The organism is Bacillus cereus group sp. Bce041, from assembly GCF_052646455.1.
The window spans coordinates 1,065,960-1,084,972 of the sequence record NZ_JBQXON010000001.1; the positions used below are offsets into that span (position 1 = coordinate 1,065,960).

The window sequence follows — 19,013 nt, forward strand, 5'->3', positions numbered from 1 at the left end:
CATGAAGCTATTTTTACGTGATCATTTTGCATTTTTTCTACTGTACGTATTAAACTTCGGTATCATTTTCGTTCTTTATGATGCAGTAGACGGATTTCAAAATAATAAATTTTACTTCGTCGTTTTAAGTTTATACTTATTTATTTGTTTCCTCGCTTATCGTTACGTTCGCAATCGTAGAATGTACCATAGATTAAGTGAGCAACCAGAAAAAATGGAAGATGCGTTTATTGAAAGAGCAACTGCTCCGATGCCTCACGGTGTCAATGAACTCGTACGTACGCAGTACCGTCTATTCCAAAAAGAACTACAATCGTATGAAGTAAAACAACAAGAACATCAATTATTCATTAACCATTGGGTACATCAAATGAAGACACCTGTTTCTGTTATGCAGCTTATGGTGCTAGAAATGGAAGACGAGCATTTAATTCCAAAGTTTAAAAAAGAATTAGAGCGTCTAAACCAAGGACTTGATATGGCTTTATACATGGCTAGGTTAAATAACTTCCATGAAGATTTCCATGTCGAGACGATTTCATTAAAAGATACGGTAACAAAAAATATTAACGGATTAAAAGAACTATTCATTCGTAATGGTGTCTTCCCTGTTTTAGAAGTCCATTCTGATTTAAAAGTTGCTTCTGATGCGAAATGGCTAAAATTTATCATCTATCAGTTAATGACAAATGCTGTTCGTTACTCTGGGGAACGCGGAAAGAAGGTATTCTTATCTGCTTACCGAAACGGAAAAGATATTATTTTAGAAGTTCGCGATGAAGGTGTTGGTATTCCGCAAGAAGATATTCGAAGAGTATTTGAACCATTTTACACTGGGAAAAACGGTCGCGCATTCGGAGAATCTACTGGTATGGGCCTTTATATTGTAAGTAAAATTTGTGATTATTTAGGTCACTCTGTCAAACTAGATTCTGAAGTTGGTAAAGGAACGACGATTAAAATCATCTTCCACAACGCTGCAAATAATCAAGCAGAACATACGGAGAAGGTGACCGAAGCATGATCGTAACATATGCAAGCAAAATGTATGAGAACTCACTCTCATACATTTTTTGCAATACAACTACTTCTATATCTTCTAGCCGGAGGTATAATCTATGACATTTTGGCAATTTGCATTTAAAAACGTCACGCGCAACTCAAGAGCTTATTTTGCTTACTTTGTAAGTAGCTCCTTTTCCATTGCTGTGTTCTTTTCGTTTGCTGTTTACTTATTCCATCCGAAATTACAAAACTTTGACATGACCTCTGAAATTTCAGGATTAATGATATTTTCAGAAGTAGTAATTGTATTTTTCTCTTTCTTCTTTTTACTATATTCCATTGGTACTTTTTTAAAAGTTAGAAAAAAACAATTTGGTATTTTGACCATTTTAGGAATATCGAGAAAACAATTACATCGTCTTATTTTTATGGAGAATATGTTAATCGGGATTTTATCTATCTTTTTCGGCATGCAGTTTGGAGTTGTTTTTTCTCAATTTTTCTTATTAGTAACAGCCAAACTTACCCATGTTCCAGGAATATATTTATACGGGCCTACTAACGCGTTTATTTTAACAACCATTGTTTTCCTTAGTCTTTTTATCATTGTATCTGCATTCACACCAATGCTTATTCGTACAAAAAAAGCAGTACACCTTTTAAAAACAAATGGTGGAAAACAAAAAGAAAGAAAACCATCCATACTTGTTTCATTATTTGGTGCGATTTGTTTATTTGGTGGTTATGCGTTAGCTGGAAATCCTAAATATTTCGTATCAGTAAGCCCGCAAATCGGTGTTATATATATGGTTTCAAGTATTTTCGTTATCCCAACGCTTGTTACAATTGGAACATATTTCTTCTTTTCACAAATTAGTTTCTTACTTATTTATATTTTAAAGAAAAGAAGGAAGTTTTATATGAAACGGATTAATATGCTTTGGATTTCGGATTTAGCGAGCCGTATTCGAACGAATATTAATATGCTGTTTATTGTAGCGATGCTATCTACAATTGCTTTCACAATGATTACGTTTCTATATGGATTCGGGAAATTTATTAAGCTAGAGGTGAATAGAACTTCTCCTTTTCCAATTTCTTATTTTTCTTATGATGCGAACCCTTTTGTTACAGAGCATTTAAATTGGCTTGAGCAACAATTACAAAAAGAGCATTTCCCCTATCAAAAAATAAAAGCTGATATATATGAAACACCACTAAAAGAAGATAAAGATATAGCTATTTATAATGACGTATACGCAATTAAGCAAAGTGACTATAACAAACTTGCAGATTCTTTACGAATGAAACAACTATTTATGGATGATAACGAAGCATATGTGCTAACAGGGACATCTTATAACACCATATTCAACGAATTTGAGCAAAGCTACAAAAGAGATTACATTACACTCTCTAGTACAAATACGAAATTACGAGTGAAAGGCTATGAGCATGTGAATGCAATTCCATCTGGCTTTTCATATCAAACGATAGTTTTGCCTGATGTTATCGTAAATAACTTACCTAGCACCGTAAAGCATATATCAGCATACAATTACAAAATTCAAAACTGGGAACAGACATATGAAATTGCTGATAATTTTATAGAAAAAGTGCAAAAAGATCGAAATAAATCCCAGTATGAAGGACCTCTTATTCGTTCCTTTGAATCAGCAGGATCGTTATACAAAATAACATCAGGCAGTGCTGCATTTTTCCTAATTGGGACATTTTTAGGAGTTATTTTCTTCATTGGAGCTGGTAGCGTTCTTTACTTTAGAATGTATACGGATTTGACGAACGAACAAGAGAAATATATAACGATTTCTAAAATCGGTGTAACAGATACAGAGATGAAACGATCTGCAACCATTCAACTTAGTATTTTATTTTTCATTCCTTACATTATGGCATCCATTCATACAATGTTTGCAACAAAAATGCTACAAGATGTAATTGGTTTATCTCTGTTCAAAGAGGTTTCAGCCGTTCTTATTATTTTTGGATTCGTTGAAATCGTATTTTTCATATTCATTCGTTCACTTTATATGCAAAAATTATCACAATACACGAGTGGACAAAATATTTAAAACAAACTTGATGAAAAGAGTATTTCTTATGCTCTTCTCATCTTCACCCTATCAGGAGGTTCAGGTGAATGACATTTTGGCAGTTTGCATTTAAAAACGTGACGCGGAACGCCAGAGCTTATTTCGCCTATTTTGTAAGCAGTGCGTTCTCCATCGCAATCTTTTTCTCATTTGCAGTTTATTTATTTCATCCTAAATTGCATATGACAGACGTGAATTATTCTCTGAACATATTAATGACAATTTCAGAAGTTGTCATTGTGTTCTTTTCATTTTTCTTTTTACTGTATTCAATCGGGACCTTTTTAAAAGTACGAAAAAAACAGTTCGGGATTTTAACAGTACTTGGCATATCTCAAAAACAATTAAAGCGACTCATATTTATAGAAAATATGTTAATTGGTGCTCTTTCTATATTTTTTGGCATTCAACTTGGAGTTGTCTTTTCACAGTTCTTTTTATTAGTTACCGCCAAAATTACACACGTACCTGGTTTATATTTATATCCGCCTACAAGTGCTATCGTTTTAACTATCATCATCTTTCTTGGGCTCTTCATTCTCGTATCATCTTTTACACCGATGCTCATTCGTACGAGAAAAGCCGTACGTCTTTTAAAAGAAGGAACACAACAAAAAGAAAGAAAAGCATCCGTGCTCATCTCTCTATTTGGTGCGACGTGTTTAATATGTGGATATGCGTTAGCCGCAAATCCGTTGTATTTTATGTCGCTAGGTGACATCATTGGGCTTTTATACGCCGTCTCTAGTATATTTGTCATCCCATCGCTTATTGCAGCTGGAACATACTTTTTCTTTTCACAAATTAGTTTTTTACTTATTCGTATTTTAAAAACGCGAAGAACGTTTTATATGAAACGAATTAATATGCTTTGGATTTCGGATTTAGCAGCGCGCATTCGGACAAACATTAACATGCTCTTTATTGTAGCGATGCTATCAACACTCGCTTTTACAATGATTACATTCTTATACGGTTTTGGGAAATTTACAAAGTTTGATGCAATTAGACAAAACCCTTTCCCGTTTACGTATTTATCGCATACTGAAAATACATTAGCTGATGAACATTTAAACTGGTTAGAGCAGAAATTTAATGAAGGGCACTTTACTTATACAAAATTTAAAACGGATATATATGAGGTATCTTCAGCTGAAGATAACACGCAGCTCTATTACGCAATTAAACAAAGTGACTATAATGTACTTGCTAAAGCATTAAATTTGGAAAAACTCACGGTAAATAAGAATGAATCTTATATTCTTATGAAAGACTTAGATGATCAAGTTATTGGAACACTTCACAATGAAGAAAAGAAAAATACTCTTACACTTACTCAAAACAATTTACAACTACAAGTGAAAGAATATAAAAGTTATAGCCCATTCCCAAACAGCTTAATATACCAATTACTCATACTATCTGATGAAAATGTAGAAGCCTTATCCACAGTTTCCAAACAAATGAGTGTATATAACTTCAAAGTTACAGATTGGGAAAAAGCACATAATATCGGTTCATCGTTTATAACAAAAATCCATAACGATAATGCAGCTATTCAAGCAGAGCACCCACCTTTCCATGCAAGTGAAGCGAGCGATTCTCTATATAAGAAAAAACTAAATGTTGCCTCATTCTTCTTAATTGGTACTTTCTTAGGTGTTATTTTCTTTATCGGTGCTGGTAGTGTTCTTTACTTCCGAATGTATACAGATTTAACAAATGAGCAAGAAAAATATATAACGATTACGAAAATTGGCTTAACTGAGACTGAAATGAAACGTTCAGCGACAATTCAGCTTGCGATTCTTTTCTTCGTGCCTTACATTATGGCATCAATCCATACGATGTTTGCGACAAAGATGCTACAAGAAATATTACATCTCTCGTTCTTCGCTGAAATTACAGTCGTACTTATGATTTTTGGAACAGTTGAAATTTTATTTTTCCTTTTAATTCGTTCCTTTTATATGCAAAAATTATCACAACACATTAAGTTTTAAAAAGTAGAAAGGTGATTACTATGGAAGAAGTATTACACATAAAAAACGTCTCAAAAGTATATGAGGGAAAAGTCCCTCATACTGCTTTAAAAAATATAAATTTACACGTGGATAAAGGTGAATTCGTTGCCATTATGGGACCATCTGGTAGCGGGAAATCTACATTTTTAAACGTTATCTCTACAATCGATTCTCCGACTTCTGGTGATGTCGTGATTAACGGAAAAAAACCGCACACATTTCGTAGAGAGAAGTTAGCTATTTTCCGCCGCCAAGAGTTAGGATTTGTTTTCCAAAACTTTAACCTACTAGATACACTAACAATCGGTGAAAATATCGTACTACCTTTAACATTAGATAATGTTCCATTAAAAGAAATGGATGAAAAGCTTGATAACATTTCAAAAAAGCTTGGAATTGATCATATTTTGGACAAGCGTATTTTTGAAGTTTCCGGGGGACAAGCACAGCGTACCGCAGTAGCACGTGCTGTCATTCATCATCCTTCACTTCTACTTGCCGATGAACCGACAGGAAACTTAGATTCAAAAGCGGCAATTGACGTAATGGAGCTATTTACGAAATTAAATAAAGAAGAAGATGCAACGATTTTAATGGTTACCCATGATCCGTTTGCAGCAAGTTATTGTAACCGTGTTATTTTCATTAAAGATGGAGAGCTTTACAATGAACTACACCGCGGATTGTACCGTGAGAAATTTTATCAAGAAATATTAGATGTTTTAGCATTATTAGGAGGAAGACGTGGATGACATTTTGGCAATTCGCATTTAAAAATGTCTCACGTAATTCGAAAGCATATTTCGCCTACTTTGTAAGTAGTGCGTTTTCTATCATGGTTTTCTTTTCATTTACTGTATACGCGTATCACCCGCGGTTACAAAGTGTACAAAGTTTCCAAGAACGTGATCCTCTAATGAACTTAGCTAGTACAGCACAGCTTGTGATTGTTATGTTCTCGTTCTTCTTTCTCTTATATTCAATTGGAACATTTTTAAATGTACGGAAGCAGCAATTCGGGATACTCACCATTCTCGGTATCTCACAGAGACAATTAAAGAGACTGTTATTTACTGAAAATATGATAATCGGGATATTGTCTATCTTTATCGGCATTCAAGGTGGACTTGTATTTTCTAACTTTTTCTTATTAGTCACTTCGAAATTAACAAACGCGAAAGGTCTCTATTTATATTGGCCAACAGAAGCGATTATCGTTACAACCGTAACGTTTATCATCTTATTTTTAATCGTTTCTACATTTACACCAATGTTTATTCGTACTCGAAAAACAACGAAGCTTATTAAGGGCGTTAACAAAGAGAAGAGCGAAAAAAAACCATCTATACTGATTTCACTATTTGCTTTAACTTGTTTAGGACTATGCTATTATATTGCTGGTTATCCGCAAGGCTACATAACGGAAAAAAATGCACAAAATGGATCTGTATTCTTAATTATGCTATCTATTTTACCGCTTGTAGTAGTTGGGACGTATTTATTTTTTTCACAAACATTTCTTCTCTTTATCTATATTTTAAAGAAACGAAGAAAGTTTTATTTAAAACAAATAAATATGTTATGGATTTCAGATTTAGTTTCTCGTACACGCAGTAATATTAATGTACTCTTTATTGTTTCTATGCTATCTGCACTTGCATTTACAATTATTATCGGGTTATTTGCTGCAAACAATAATACGAAAGCACCCATACTAGAACGATATCCAATACCATTCACCTATACATCAGAAGGTGTTAATGCATTTGAACAAAAGCATATTACTACGATTGAAACTGAACTTACAAATGCTAATTTTCAATATGACAAATATAAGTTTACCGTTTTAAAAGATACAGCTTCAAAAGAATCAATTGCCATTATGAAAATGAGTGATTATAACGCAATAGCACAGCAATTAAACAGACCAAAAATCACTCTCGATTCTTCACAAGTTTATAATATTTCTCGCTATTCACCAGTGTTATTAAATCTCGTGTCTAACCCATTTGCGAAGCAGAACACGATTACACTTGGCTCTAATAAAAAGGAATTTCAAATTAAAGGTTTTATTAATAGAGGAATTGAGCCTCCCTTTGCATTACCTCACTTAATTGTGATGCAAGATGAAGTAATTGAAAATATGATTCCTCATATTGAAACAATTACAGTCTATAACTACTTCGTGGAAAATTGGGAAAATGCAATTGTCCCAACAAAAAATATATTAAAAAGCTTAAATCATGATGCAGAAACCTTGTATGAAGCACATAAAAATGAAGAAGATTTCATTAAACCATTTTATATTTATACAGCTACGGATGAACTCGTTCATAGTAAAGGAAATGCAGTCGCTCAATTCTTTATTTGGGCATTTCTCGGCTTTATTTTCTTTATCGGAGCAGCTAGTGTTTTATATTTCCGTATGTATAATGACTTAACAACTGAAAGACAAAAGTATATTACGATTACAAAGCTTGGCTTAACTGAATCAGAAATGTTTCGCTCTGCAACGATTCAATTAGGAATTTTATTTTTCGTTCCTTATGTCGTTGCTGGTGTTCACACATTATTTGCAGTTAAGTTTTTACAAAGCATGTTTTCTTTCTCCTTATTAAAAGAGACATGTATCGTACTCACCTTTTTCGGGATTATCGAGATCATTTTCTTCTTCTTAATCCGTTCTCTTTACATTAATAAATTATCACAGCATATAAAAATATGAATAAAATAGCCTTGTGCAATATGCACAAGGCTATTTTCAATAGTTTTTAATAATTAGCAGCAATATCCGCCGTAGCCGCCAGCATAACCGCCGTAACCACCATAACCACAACCGCCGCCTCCGCCGAAGCAGCTAGCACCGATGATAATTAATAAAATAAACAATACGATTAGAAGCGCAAAACCGCCTCCGCAACCATGTCTGCGGTTACAATCATCATGTCTGTGTTCACACTTTTCGCTCATTACCCTATTCCTCCTTTAGTATCATTCATAACAAGTTCACCTTGCTCTAAATGAGGGGATTCCATTTATATTATGTTTTCAGGGCGAATAAGAAGCTTGGCTTACCTAAAAACGGGCTTGTTTTAGGAATTGGGCTTTATTAAAAAGCGAATGAGCCTTATCCAGATGTAAGCATAAAACATTTGACATACTCTTAATTTCTTACTAATATTTAATTGAACGACCAATCAATTTTTTGATTATACATTCAAATCATATAAATTAGGAGTTGAATAGCGTGACTGATTCTTTTATTGCAGAGGCTAGGCGTGAACAAATTATTCTTGCATGTATTGATACATTAGAAGAGGTTGGATATAACAACTTAAGCTTAACGAAGGTAGCAAAAAAGGCTAAGATTAGTACCGGACTTATTTCTTATCATTTTAATGATAAGCTTTACCTTATGAATCGCACATTACAATTTTTAGTTGCCAAGCAACATGAATTTATTAGTAATCGAGTGCTATTAGCTCAATCTGAAATAAATAAACTAGAGGCTTTTATTGAAGCGCATTTGGCTTATCAAGAAACTCATTACAAAAATAATATTGCCTTAATTGAGATTGTCTTTAATGCAAGAAATGAAGAGAACGTTCCTTATTACAGAATCGAAGACGACGAAGAGGAGGATGCTCTTAGAACGATGTTATTAGATATTTTGAAGACTGGTCAACAAAATGGCGTGTTTTCCGATTCTTTCCAAACCGACACATTAGCTTCATTTATTTTAGGAGCAATCGAAGAAAGAATGCTGAAGGCAAATTCATCTATATCCATAGAAAATTACTCAGATGAGCTCATAAAAATGGTGAAGAAACTCACTGTTTAAAACATGCCTTGATTAAAAAAATATATATGAAAGGATGAACTACACATGAAAAAGGCATCTGTCATTGGATTAGGTTTTTTAGAAAAATTACTTGCTATAGTAAGCCCAATCCTTTTAGGAATTATTGGATATTTTTCACCTAAATTAATAGAGATTATAAAAAAGATTCCTCTCTTTTCTGATTCAAAAATTATAGAACTTTTAAATTTTATTAATCCCTTCTGGCTTCCTATTATCCTCATGCTAATTGGTGTTATTGCAGGAATTTTATTTTCTTTAATTATTTATAGTGAAGCTTTAAAAATGAACATTACTTCGGAAAGCATTCACGTGAATAAGGACGATCAAAAGAAACAAATCACCAGATTAAATGTAAAAGCCGTTTTTGTAGATAAGCGTCAAGTGGTTATCATTGATCAAGAAGACCGAGAATGGTTACGTGAAACATCTGACATTACCCCAAGCAAAATTAAAGATACTTTCTTAATGCACGGCTTCCCCTGGGTGGAACAAGATCCTTATAAACATGAGTATAGCTTATGGAAATTAGAGGATGAGCGATTTAATAAAAGCATAAATACTATTTTGTATGAAAGACGCAATGCCCTTCGAGAAGGAAACTCTAAAAAAAAGAAGCATTTACGCAAAGATTTGAATGAGCTAGGAGTCTTTGTCAAAGACGATGGAGAAGATCAGTATGTCCGTTCCATTAAGTAATAGAAAGCACAAAAAACGAATAAAACCTACAGAGAAATTACATTTCCTCTGTAGGTTTTATTCGTTTAAATCTGATCTCCTCTCCTAAAGAAACATATTCAACAAAAGAGCAAAACCAAATGCAATAAATGATAACAATGTCTCGAGTACCGTCCACGTTTTAAACGTTTCCTTCACCGTCAAACCTAAATACTCTTTTACAAGCCAGAACCCTGCATCATTTACGTGAGAAAACATTAATGAACCTGCACCGGTTGCAATAACGAGAAGCTCTAAATTCACACCAGACATGTGCTGAATAACTGGTGAAACAATCCCTGCTGCTGTCGTTAATGCTACTGTAGCTGAACCTGTTGCAATTCGAATTAAACCAGCTACCATGAAAGCTAATACGATTGGTGATAACGAAATATGTTCTGCCATTTGTGCAATAGCTGTTCCAACGCCGCTTTCAATTAATATTTGTTTAAATCCACCGCCTGCACCAATTATTAAAATAATAGAACCGACAGGCAATAAACTTTCATCTGTTAATTTTTTAATCATCTTTTTATTAATACCTTGTTTGATACCAAGTAAATAAAATGCTGCGAAACATGAAATAAGTAAGGCGATTACTGGACTTCCTATAAACACGAAAAATTCAGTCATTTTTTTCGGTAATGAAATATATGGTGCAACTACTGATAAAATCATCAATACAACTGGTAGTAAAATAATAAAGAATGAAACTTTACGACTTGGCAAATCAGTTGAGACAGTCGTAACCCGAATAAGCTCTGGTTCATTTTCAGGTATCACCCTTTTATGTACCCACTTTGCAAATATCGGTCCTGCGATAATGGCTGTTGGTAACGCGATAATTAATGAATATAAAAGTACCTTTCCTAAGTTCGCGTTATAAATACCGATTGCTGTCATCGCCCCTGGATGCGGAGGCACGAGCCCGTGAACAATAGATAATCCTGCAATGACAGGTAACGCAATTAATAATATATTTTGCTTCGTCGTTTTTCGAATGGAAATAACAAGTGGTAATAAAATGACGATCCCCACTTCAAAAAACACTGGAATCCCTATAACAAATCCTGCAAATAACATAGCCCAAGGTAGTTTCTTTACACCGAAAAATCGAATAAAGAAATCTGCCACTTGCATGCCGGCCCCTGAATCGGACATCATTTTCCCTAAAATTGTTCCGAGAGCTAAAATACCAACTAAATGCCCTAGTACACTACCAACACCAGTTTCATAGGCAGTCACTATTTTTGTTAAGTTCAGTCCAGACATGATAGCTAAAAACAAACTCGCAACTGTTAAACTAATAAATGCATGCCATTTCCACCATGATACCCCTAAAATAACAATCGCAATTGCAAGTAACGTGACGATTAATAAGTATATATCCATCTCCCATTCTCCTTACTTTATAAAAAAAGAGGGAAAATCCCCTCTTTTTTATACGTCATAATTCACTACATAATGCTGCATTTCTGTATTGTAGTAGCCTTCGCTATATTCAATTACTTCGCCAACTTCATCGTAAGAATAACGCATGCGTTTTAATAGCGCTGTCCCCTCTTTTTCACCTAGCGCTTCTGCAACGAAACTAGGCGCGAGTCCAACAGCGAATTCATCTCTGAAGTTTTCTAAATGAATACCTCGGTCTTCAACTAAATCATAAAGCGATTGCAAGTCAAAATCCGATAAATCTGAACTTGCCATTCCTGCTGAGAAATAGTGCGTATAATGAATGTACGGTGCATCATTTAACGTATATAAACGTTCAATACGAAAACTCTCCTTACCGAATAATCGAAATGGCACTGTTCCTTCTTCATTCTGCACAATTTCTGCTTTTAGCAATTTCTTCTGTACTTTATATCCTTCTTCCACTAACACTTCAGTAAATTTCTTACCCTTTGACAGTTTTGTCGCAGAAGTATTGCGGATGACTTTCGTTCCTTTACCGCTTTTCTTTTCCAAATATCCTTCTTGAGCGAGTTCTTTAATCGCATTTCGCACTGTAATTTTACTCACTTTGAACTCTTCTTCTAACTGCGGTTCGGAAGGGATATTCGTATGAATCGCATATACACCATGCAATATTCGATCACGAATAATATTTTTTATTTGCAAATATAATGGTCCTTTTTTTCTCGTTACGTTCACCGTTACACCCACTACCTTTCTACATCACCTACTGATGCCGTCATTGCCCGAAGTATATCCTTCTCTGATGACATTGGCGTATCACCGACGATTGTATGTGCTAGCATTCCAGCTGCTGACGCAAATGAAACAGCTTTCTCTGGTGCGAACTCCTTTATCTCGCCATGAATAATTCCGCTCGTATAAGCATCTCCAGCACCTATTCTATCATATACAGAAAACGTAAGTGTTTTTGCAAAAGTGAACGTTCCATCTTTACATATAAACCCGCGAAGCGAATGTGTATTATCACTGTTAATAGAGCGATGAGTACCAGCGATTGTAGCGATATGATACGTTTCAGCTACCTTTGGAATAAGATCAACAAGTTGCGCCTCTCGCTCCGTTTCTTCGGTTTTTATTCCTAAAACAAACATTGCATCTTTTTCGTTCATCATAACGATATCAGCAAGTCCCAGCATTTCTTCATAATGCGGTTTTGCCTGTTCATATCCGTCTTCTCCCCAAAGTGATGGACGATAATTACAATCAAAAACGACGGTTCCTCCGTTTTCTTTAACTGCTCTCGCTAAAGACTTCATATGATGGCGCACCGTATCATTCATCGCAAGTGTAATACCGCAAAAATGAACGATATCAATTTCCTTAGCAATTTCTTCAAATTGGTATATCTCTTCAGACGCCGTATTGAAGCTACTTTCTAGTCGATTCGAATACGTAACGCGGCTTGCACGTGCACCGAATCCATTTTCTAAAAAATACATACCTACATATTTACCACCTCTTGAAACAAGAGAAGTTTGAATTCCTAACTTTTGAATGTAAGATACAGCTGCATCTCCAACCGAATTTTCCGGTAAAGTTGAAATAAGAAGCCCTTCATGCCCTAAGTGAGAAAGTGCCGCTACAACGTTCACACCTGTACCTGAAAATGAGTAATTTAACGTGTTAGCTTGCGACAACAATTCATATCCAGGTACTTGCAGGCGCATCATTACTTCGCCGAACGCTGCAATTTTCTTACGCATATTGATCAACTAGCTTCTTCACGACTGCTAATAATTCACGCACATCTTCTACTTTCGTGTTACCAGTTTCTTTATCAATAATAGAAGAGTACACGTGCGGGATAACTTGCTCTACATTTGCCTCAAGCGCAATACGTACAATTGTTTCGAAGTTTTCTTTATCAATTCCGCCTGTTGGCTCTAATGCGAATCCTTCTTCCGCACAAGCTTTCGCAACTGCGCGATATTCTTCTTCATGGGCTAGCCCTTTCATCGGGAAGTACTTCAATGAATTTCCGCCCATATCACGTACAAGTGCAATCGCTGTTTTAATTGGAACGATTGCTTTTTCTTCTCCAGCCGCACTAATTGGGCCAGTAGAAATATTTACGTAACCTACTTTTCCTGTTGGCGATACTAAACTATTAATCCAGCTATCTTTTTCGCCAAGATTTGCACGTGTCGCTCCAACTGAAGGAAACACTTGGTTAATATGGCTACCAGGATAATGCTTCGCAATTTCAGCCACAACTGCCGCTTGGCGATTATCTCCTGCGCCTAGTCCGATTGATACAGCGTCATCAATTTCTTTTCCATATGCTTTCATAGCTGTAACAGCTTCTTCTACTGTTGGATAGTCTTTTGATAACACTCCCACTACTACATAACCTTCTGCTGCTTCAAAAATATCTTTCGCATTTTCTATATTGTTTGCCAATACATTTAATGCTACGCGGCCTTTATAAAAACGTTTTTGAATGTTTGTCATTTTAGTTTCCCCCTACAATTTCTCTCATTTTTTCTTCAATTACATGTATGTCATCACCTTGAAGTGGACGTGGATCGATATCAAAGAACCCTTGTCTTACTCCGTAATCACGTGTGTAAATTGCAATTTCCCCGTCGCGTAATGCAGCCACAACGTCTTTTGCCGATTTATTTAACTCTTTTTCGTTAATATGAATACGTGCTCTAAAGATTGCTCTTCCAGCTTCATCTTGAACGATCGTTACATTTACACCATTTAATTCTTTTAGCGGCATAAGTACTTGTAGCAATTCTTTTTCTTGCTCGCTCTTATCTTCTTTTACTCCGTACTCATCAAGTGCTTGAAGTAAACCAAAAGTTGTTTCTTTCCCAACTTTCATGCTTCTTCCGATACAATGTAATTGCACTTTCAGCCATTCAATATACTTTCTTTTACCGCCCACAATACCAGAAGTAGGTCCTTCAATTGCCTTTGAACCGCTATAAATAGCAAGATCTGAATACTTCACATATTTTTGAATGTCTTCTTCAGCTGCTGCATCCACGATAAACGGTACTTTATTTCGCTGCGCAACTTCCCATGCTTCTTCAACAGAAATCATATTTTTTTGCACTGCATGATGTGATTTCACATACAGAATCGCTGCTGTATTTTCACCAATTGCATCTTCAATATGCTCTGCTTTCCCTTCATTTGCATAGCCAACTTCTACAAGTTTACCGCCGCCTAAGTAAATCATCGTTTCAACAGGAGCACCGTATTGAACGTTATGACCTTTTAACATAATCACTTCGTTTTTCGCGATTACTTCTTGATGAAGTCTTTCACTTTTACGGCGATTTCCTTCTGTAACGATACCAGCGATAGAAAGCGCAATTCCGCTCGATGCTGAATTCACAACGACCGCTGCCTCTGAATCTAGAATTCTCGCAATATGGTCTCCTGCTTTATCTACTAAAGCAGCAATTTCCACATAATTTTGTCCACCATGTTTCATCGCATCCATTACCGTATCTGTAGGAGCAGATACACCTAAAATACTCATTCTACCGCTCGCATTAATTACTCTTTTTAATCCGTACTTAGCATTCAATGAATGATCCATTAATTACAACCCCTTTTGTATCAATTCTTTTTTTAGCAATGCGCTGGTCCCCTTCTGAATCGATTAACGTAATCTTCTCATCTTTCACCGTAAATAAAGTTAAGTTTGCAATATGGCCTTCTTGAATACGGCCAAGCTCTGGTTTCTTCAGCCACTCTGCCGCATTTTTCGTAACCGCATTAATTACTTCTTCTAGCGGATAACCTAAGTAAAGGAATTTCGAAAGAACGTGAGCCATACTATATACTGGACCGTGTATACGATTCTTTCGGTAAATATCTGTACTAATTGTATGAAAGGCAATACCGTGACGCTTCGCCGCCTCTGCTACTTTAAAAGAAAAACTAGCATTACCATGACCAACATCTAAATGTACGCCGCGATTCACTGCATCTAGTAACACAGGTAGCGGTTTTCCTTCTTCATCAAATAAGTTATTTTCTTTCCCGTTTAAGTAATGTGTAATAACATCATCTTTTTCTAAAAGAGGTACAACTTCCTCAATGCGAGGAGGCGCTGAACCGATATGTACCATAATCGGTAATGATGTTTCACGGGATAAAGAGCGCGCTACATGAAGCGGTTCAATTCCACTATCACAAACGACGCTTTTACTCATTCTCGCTTTTAACCCAACGATTACATCTTTATACTTTTCTACTGCTTCTATTACTTTCTCTTTATCTATCCATTCCATATTGGATAATTCATCAATTCGTTTCAAACCGATGCGAGAAATATTCAAAAAGGCAAATAAATTCGTTTTTGCCTGCTCTCTACTTTTTACTAAATCTGCAATGCGATCAGCACCGCAGCTACCCGCATCAACAATTGTCGTTACCCCTTGCTTAACACCAATTTCATCCACTTCATCGCCATACGGATCAAACTCTGGAAAAGCATGAACGTGTAAATCAATCCAGCCACTCGATACGTAAGTACCAGAGCAATCAAGAACCTTTCCACCCTCACCAGCACCAGCTTTCGTCACCTGTGCGATTTTATTATTTTCAATTACAATGTCAATCTCTTCCCCGTTCACACGTTTCACATTACGTAGTACGAATCGTTCTGTCATTGTACTTCCATCCTTTTCTATAAGAAGCCATAAGAATACGCTTACATTAAAGTTTCATTTTTATATCTCTTTCACACGTTTAGCGTAACACAAAAAAAGGGAGAAGTAAATATAACGTTATAATGTTTAAAAGCGAATAAAAAGATGCTCCTCCAAAATGCTAATAGTATAGGAAATTATATCAACGATTTTTTGAATATATCTATCATAACTTACAATATATCAACGATTTTTCAATTATATCTATCATAACTTATAATATATTAACGATTCGACAAAGAATATCGATTTACCGACAAAAAACGTCACTTCCTTTCTTATATAAGAAAAGGCTGTCCCAAATGGCACAGCCTTTTTCTCTATTCCTGAACCGTCACAATAACCCCATCCATATTGTTCCCGGAAATTTCATACTGCTTGTTTGCTGGAACGTTCACTTTCATATTCTCAGAAACTTTATAATAAGAAACAGTATATTTCTTACCTTCGACTTCAGTTGAAATCTCTTTTTCCTCTTTTAAAAACTCTAAATATTCCTCTAGTGTGAAATTCTTTTTTTGCATAATTGCGCTATGAGGTAAGCCTACATAACGTATATGCCATGGCTCATATTGAATGCCTGTAATGTTACTTTTATTTTTCGGATAACGTAATACAAAGCCATGCTTCCATACGTTCTCTTCAATCCATTTTCCTTCAGGCGCTTTCTCCATTTTCTTTTGAGTAGACCCAATGTCCAGTGATAATCCTAAGTTATGTTCACTGTATCCTGCTGGAAGTGCATAATCAGATCCCATTTTTTCATATAGCTGTTTTTGCTCTTGGAAATCTCTATAGCCACTACTAATCAAAAAATGGTTAACACTTTCTTTTCCAGCCGCATCGACAACGTTCAAAAACTTTTTCACAACATCCTTTGATAAACGAAGATTTCTATCAAATATTACATAGCCTCTCACTAATTCACTATTATGATTTACATTTATAATATCAGACCTAATACTATCTTTTTTTACTGGGTAATCCCTGTTAACTAATAATAAATCGCCCTTATAAATTTGTTCCTTCGTAATCTCTTTCCCATCGGTGTTTGCCGCCTTTACTAGCTCATCTTTCCCGACAATTTTAACGTCGATTTCCTTTTGAAATAACGGTGATATATAAACGCCTACACATACTGTGCATACTATAAAAAAAGAAATAAATACCCACTTTTTCATTTCTAGTTCCTCCTTAACGTAACTTACGTATAGAATAGAAAAAACTATTAAAATAAAAAGTGGGATAAAGTTTAAATTTTTATTAAATTGTTACATTCTCGTCTTTTGGCAATCGTACTTCAAATATCGTTCTAACTACATTGCTCTCAGCAGAAATCGTACCGTTATGTTGCTCGACAATATTTTTCGCAATAAATAGTCCAAGGCCTGTCCCGCCACGGTTCTCAGTTCTTGCTTTATCACCTGTATAGAACATATCAAAAAGATACGGTAAATCTTCTTCCGGGATGCTATCTCCGTAATTCATAATTTGTACGACAACTTCTCCATTATCAACATACCCATTCATATCAACAAATTGTCCATCATAGCCGTAACGAACGGCATTTGTTAACAAGTTTTCAAATACTCTAGCTAACAATTTTCCATCACCGTGCATCGGTAAATGAGGAGCCACATTCAATCTAGCTTCTAAATGATGTTTTTCTAATAACGGATACAATTCCTCCTCTAACTGTATAAGCAACTCACTTATATCAATCGGCTTTTTATCCAGCTTTAGCATGCCATAATTCATACGTGTAATTTCAAATAGCTCATCAATTAAACTTTCCAGTCTTTGCGATTTTGTATATGCAATTGTGGAGAAATGTTTAATTTGTTCTTTTGTTAAATTTTCATCTTTAAGAATTAAATCTAAATATCCTAACACGGATGTTAATGGTGTTCTTAAATCATGAGCTAAATTCACAACAAGCTGATCTTTACTACTTTCAGCAAAGTCTCCTCTTTCAACAGCTTCTTTTAACTTTTCACTTGCAACATTTATTTCACGCGCGATATTTCCAAACTCATCATTTGATGAAACTTGAACTTTATTCGTAAAGTTACCGTTCGCAAGATGATGAATCCCATTAGAAATTTCATCAAAGTATTTTAAATACGGTTTTGTCAAAAAGAAGAAAAAGATAATAGATAACGGAATAAAGAAAATTAAAAAGAAATTAATGTCTCCAAATTCCCTTACCATTGACCTAAATTGTGCTAAAGGCTCTTCGTAGCGAACCATCGTTTTATAATACAGCTGCAATCCTTTATAAATTATATAAGTTACAGTTGCTGCAAGTACCATACTTAACGCAAATAAGGCAATCATTTTAAATCGAAAACTTTTCATCATATTAGCCATTAAAAGTATAACCTACTCCCCACACTGTTTTTATTAATTTATCCTTTCTTTTATCTTCTCCAAGCTTCTTCCGCAACGTACGAATATGTACCATTACTGTATTTCCACCTTCATAATAATCGTCTGCCCATACGTGCTGAAAAATATTTTCTACATTGTACACTTTCTTCGGATGACTCGCTAATAAATATAAAATATCAAACTCTTTCGGCGTTAATTCAATTTGCTCACCATATACATCAACCGTCCTACGCTCGGGATTAATTACGACTCCGCCTATTTCTAAAGCAGATTTACTCTCCGCTACTTTCGGTTGATTTAACGTAAAAAACCTACGCAGTTGTGCATTTACACGTGCAACTAATTCAATCGGTGTGAAAGGCTTCGTCATATAATCATCCGCGCCTAGTACAAGACCTGTCACCTTATCAAAGTCCGAAGTTTTCGCGCTTAAAAAAATAATCGGCATATGATGTTTCGTGCGAATTTGACGCGTCACCTCATACCCATCCATTTTCGGCATCATAATATCTAAAATTACCAAGTCGATTGGCTGCGTTTCAATAATATGAATTGCCTCTTCTCCATCAGCTGCTTTCACGACGTGGTACCCTTCTTTTTCTAAATGTATCTCAATTAAATCAGCAATTTCTGCCTCATCATCCGCTATTAAAATTGAAATGCGCTTCATTTTACTCCCCCTTTTTCATTCCATTTTTATACGCTCGATTGTAAACTAGTCTATCCAATTTGTACAATACAAAAAGGCTAC

The 19,013-nt window shown here is 35.2% G+C and carries 17 protein-coding genes; 7 read left to right on the forward strand and 10 right to left on the reverse strand.

Features of this window, described 5'->3' with window-relative positions:
* Position 1: 1 nt before the first annotated feature.
* The 5 genes from ACUN13_RS05655 (at position 2) to ACUN13_RS05675 (ending at position 7,868) form a co-directional block, all read left to right on the forward strand.
* A complete protein-coding gene (locus tag ACUN13_RS05655) occupies positions 2 to 1,024 on the forward strand; it encodes a sensor histidine kinase (protein ID WP_000765341.1) in 1,023 nt (340 codons plus the stop codon).
* A gap of 94 nt (positions 1,025 to 1,118) precedes the next feature.
* Complete coding sequence (locus tag ACUN13_RS05660) at positions 1,119 to 3,098, forward strand: ABC transporter permease (RefSeq protein WP_000145051.1); 1,980 nt, start codon at positions 1,119 to 1,121, stop codon at positions 3,096 to 3,098.
* Positions 3,099 to 3,166: 68 nt separating this feature from the next.
* Positions 3,167 to 5,122 (forward strand): ABC transporter permease, encoded by a 1,956-nt coding sequence (locus tag ACUN13_RS05665; RefSeq protein WP_000145009.1) that lies wholly within the window; start codon positions 3,167 to 3,169, stop codon positions 5,120 to 5,122.
* A 20-nt stretch (positions 5,123 to 5,142) separates the two neighbouring features.
* Positions 5,143 to 5,895: an ABC transporter ATP-binding protein gene (locus ACUN13_RS05670; protein ID WP_000393250.1), complete on the forward strand. Its 753-nt coding sequence runs from the start codon at positions 5,143 to 5,145 to the stop codon at positions 5,893 to 5,895.
* Positions 5,892 to 7,868 carry an FtsX-like permease family protein gene (locus ACUN13_RS05675; RefSeq protein WP_000144951.1) on the forward strand — a complete coding sequence of 659 codons (1,977 nt, stop codon included), beginning with the start codon at positions 5,892 to 5,894 and terminating at the stop codon, positions 7,866 to 7,868. Before ACUN13_RS05670 ends, ACUN13_RS05675 begins: the two co-directional genes overlap by 4 nt.
* A gap of 53 nt (positions 7,869 to 7,921) precedes the next feature.
* Here ACUN13_RS05675 and ACUN13_RS05680 read toward each other — a convergent pair whose 3' ends face one another.
* Entirely contained in the window at positions 7,922 to 8,113 is a 192-nt protein-coding gene (locus tag ACUN13_RS05680) for a YjcZ family sporulation protein (protein ID WP_001290392.1), read from the reverse strand.
* A gap of 277 nt (positions 8,114 to 8,390) precedes the next feature.
* Here ACUN13_RS05680 and ACUN13_RS05685 point away from each other — a divergent pair, with 277 nt between their 5' ends.
* Both ACUN13_RS05685 and ACUN13_RS05690 read left to right on the forward strand, forming a co-directional pair.
* The gene (locus ACUN13_RS05685) at positions 8,391 to 8,984 is read left to right on the forward strand and encodes a TetR/AcrR family transcriptional regulator (RefSeq protein WP_000132248.1); all 594 of its coding nucleotides are present in this window, start codon (positions 8,391 to 8,393) and stop codon (positions 8,982 to 8,984) included.
* A gap of 45 nt (positions 8,985 to 9,029) precedes the next feature.
* Complete coding sequence (locus tag ACUN13_RS05690; protein ID WP_000710350.1) at positions 9,030 to 9,701, forward strand: YqeB family protein; 672 nt, start codon at positions 9,030 to 9,032, stop codon at positions 9,699 to 9,701.
* Between the two features lie 84 nt (positions 9,702 to 9,785).
* Here the strand turns inward: ACUN13_RS05690 and gntP are convergent, their stop codons facing one another.
* The 9 genes from gntP to ACUN13_RS05735 form a co-directional block, all read right to left on the reverse strand.
* On the reverse strand, positions 9,786 to 11,111 hold the full coding sequence (gntP, locus tag ACUN13_RS05695) for a gluconate permease GntP (RefSeq protein WP_025686764.1): 1,326 nt from the start codon (positions 11,109 to 11,111) through the stop codon (positions 9,786 to 9,788).
* Positions 11,112 to 11,159: 48 nt separating this feature from the next.
* Positions 11,160 to 11,885, reverse strand: coding sequence for a GntR family transcriptional regulator (locus ACUN13_RS05700; protein ID WP_000539278.1), 726 nt, complete (start codon positions 11,883 to 11,885; stop codon positions 11,160 to 11,162).
* Complete coding sequence (locus ACUN13_RS05705) at positions 11,885 to 12,901, reverse strand: sugar kinase (RefSeq protein WP_001227516.1); 1,017 nt, start codon at positions 12,899 to 12,901, stop codon at positions 11,885 to 11,887. Before ACUN13_RS05705 ends, ACUN13_RS05700 begins: the two co-directional genes overlap by 1 nt.
* Positions 12,894 to 13,649 carry a 2-dehydro-3-deoxy-phosphogluconate aldolase gene (gene dagF / locus ACUN13_RS05710; RefSeq protein ID WP_000181907.1) on the reverse strand — a complete coding sequence of 252 codons (756 nt, stop codon included), beginning with the start codon at positions 13,647 to 13,649 and terminating at the stop codon, positions 12,894 to 12,896. The genes ACUN13_RS05705 and dagF overlap by 8 nt, the downstream gene beginning before the upstream one ends.
* A 1-nt stretch (position 13,650) precedes the next feature.
* The gene (locus ACUN13_RS05715; protein ID WP_445423714.1) at positions 13,651 to 14,754 is read right to left on the reverse strand and encodes a DgaE family pyridoxal phosphate-dependent ammonia lyase; all 1,104 of its coding nucleotides are present in this window, start codon (positions 14,752 to 14,754) and stop codon (positions 13,651 to 13,653) included.
* Complete coding sequence (locus ACUN13_RS05720) at positions 14,732 to 15,832, reverse strand: amidohydrolase/deacetylase family metallohydrolase (RefSeq protein WP_025686766.1); 1,101 nt, start codon at positions 15,830 to 15,832, stop codon at positions 14,732 to 14,734. Before ACUN13_RS05720 ends, ACUN13_RS05715 begins: the two co-directional genes overlap by 23 nt.
* Positions 15,833 to 16,191: 359 nt before the next feature.
* Positions 16,192 to 17,052, reverse strand: coding sequence for a D-Ala-D-Ala carboxypeptidase VanY (locus ACUN13_RS05725; RefSeq protein ID WP_000759406.1), 861 nt, complete (start codon positions 17,050 to 17,052; stop codon positions 16,192 to 16,194).
* Positions 17,053 to 17,134: 82 nt separating this feature from the next.
* A complete protein-coding gene (locus ACUN13_RS05730) occupies positions 17,135 to 18,241 on the reverse strand; it encodes a sensor histidine kinase (protein ID WP_000002598.1) in 1,107 nt (368 codons plus the stop codon).
* Complete coding sequence (locus ACUN13_RS05735; RefSeq protein ID WP_000822487.1) at positions 18,234 to 18,932, reverse strand: response regulator transcription factor; 699 nt, start codon at positions 18,930 to 18,932, stop codon at positions 18,234 to 18,236. Before ACUN13_RS05735 ends, ACUN13_RS05730 begins: the two co-directional genes overlap by 8 nt.
* Positions 18,933 to 19,013: the final 81 nt, after the last annotated feature.

Excerpts from the sequence above, each read along its gene's own strand:
- ACUN13_RS05655 (WP_000765341.1), top strand. The coding sequence starts at position 2 with ATGAAGCTATTTTTACGTGATCATTTTGCATTTTTTCTACTGTACGTA.
- ACUN13_RS05730 (WP_000002598.1), bottom strand. The coding sequence starts at position 18,241 with ATGGCTAATATGATGAAAAGTTTTCGATTTAAAATGATTGCCTTATTT.
- ACUN13_RS05720 (WP_025686766.1), bottom strand. The coding sequence starts at position 15,832 with ATGACAGAACGATTCGTACTACGTAATGTGAAACGTGTGAACGGGGAA.
- ACUN13_RS05725 (WP_000759406.1), bottom strand. The coding sequence starts at position 17,052 with ATGAAAAAGTGGGTATTTATTTCTTTTTTTATAGTATGCACAGTATGT.
- ACUN13_RS05715 (WP_445423714.1), bottom strand. The coding sequence starts at position 14,754 with ATGGATCATTCATTGAATGCTAAGTACGGATTAAAAAGAGTAATTAAT.
- dagF (WP_000181907.1), bottom strand. The coding sequence starts at position 13,649 with ATGACAAACATTCAAAAACGTTTTTATAAAGGCCGCGTAGCATTAAAT.
- gntP (WP_025686764.1), bottom strand. The coding sequence starts at position 11,111 with ATGGATATATACTTATTAATCGTCACGTTACTTGCAATTGCGATTGTT.
- ACUN13_RS05735 (WP_000822487.1), bottom strand. The coding sequence starts at position 18,932 with ATGAAGCGCATTTCAATTTTAATAGCGGATGATGAGGCAGAAATTGCT.
- ACUN13_RS05705 (WP_001227516.1), bottom strand. The coding sequence starts at position 12,901 with ATGCGTAAGAAAATTGCAGCGTTCGGCGAAGTAATGATGCGCCTGCAA.
- ACUN13_RS05665 (WP_000145009.1), top strand. The coding sequence starts at position 3,167 with ATGACATTTTGGCAGTTTGCATTTAAAAACGTGACGCGGAACGCCAGA.
- ACUN13_RS05660 (WP_000145051.1), top strand. The coding sequence starts at position 1,119 with ATGACATTTTGGCAATTTGCATTTAAAAACGTCACGCGCAACTCAAGA.
- ACUN13_RS05690 (WP_000710350.1), top strand. The coding sequence starts at position 9,030 with ATGAAAAAGGCATCTGTCATTGGATTAGGTTTTTTAGAAAAATTACTT.
- ACUN13_RS05680 (WP_001290392.1), bottom strand. The coding sequence starts at position 8,113 with ATGAGCGAAAAGTGTGAACACAGACATGATGATTGTAACCGCAGACAT.
- ACUN13_RS05670 (WP_000393250.1), top strand. The coding sequence starts at position 5,143 with ATGGAAGAAGTATTACACATAAAAAACGTCTCAAAAGTATATGAGGGA.
- ACUN13_RS05675 (WP_000144951.1), top strand. The coding sequence starts at position 5,892 with ATGACATTTTGGCAATTCGCATTTAAAAATGTCTCACGTAATTCGAAA.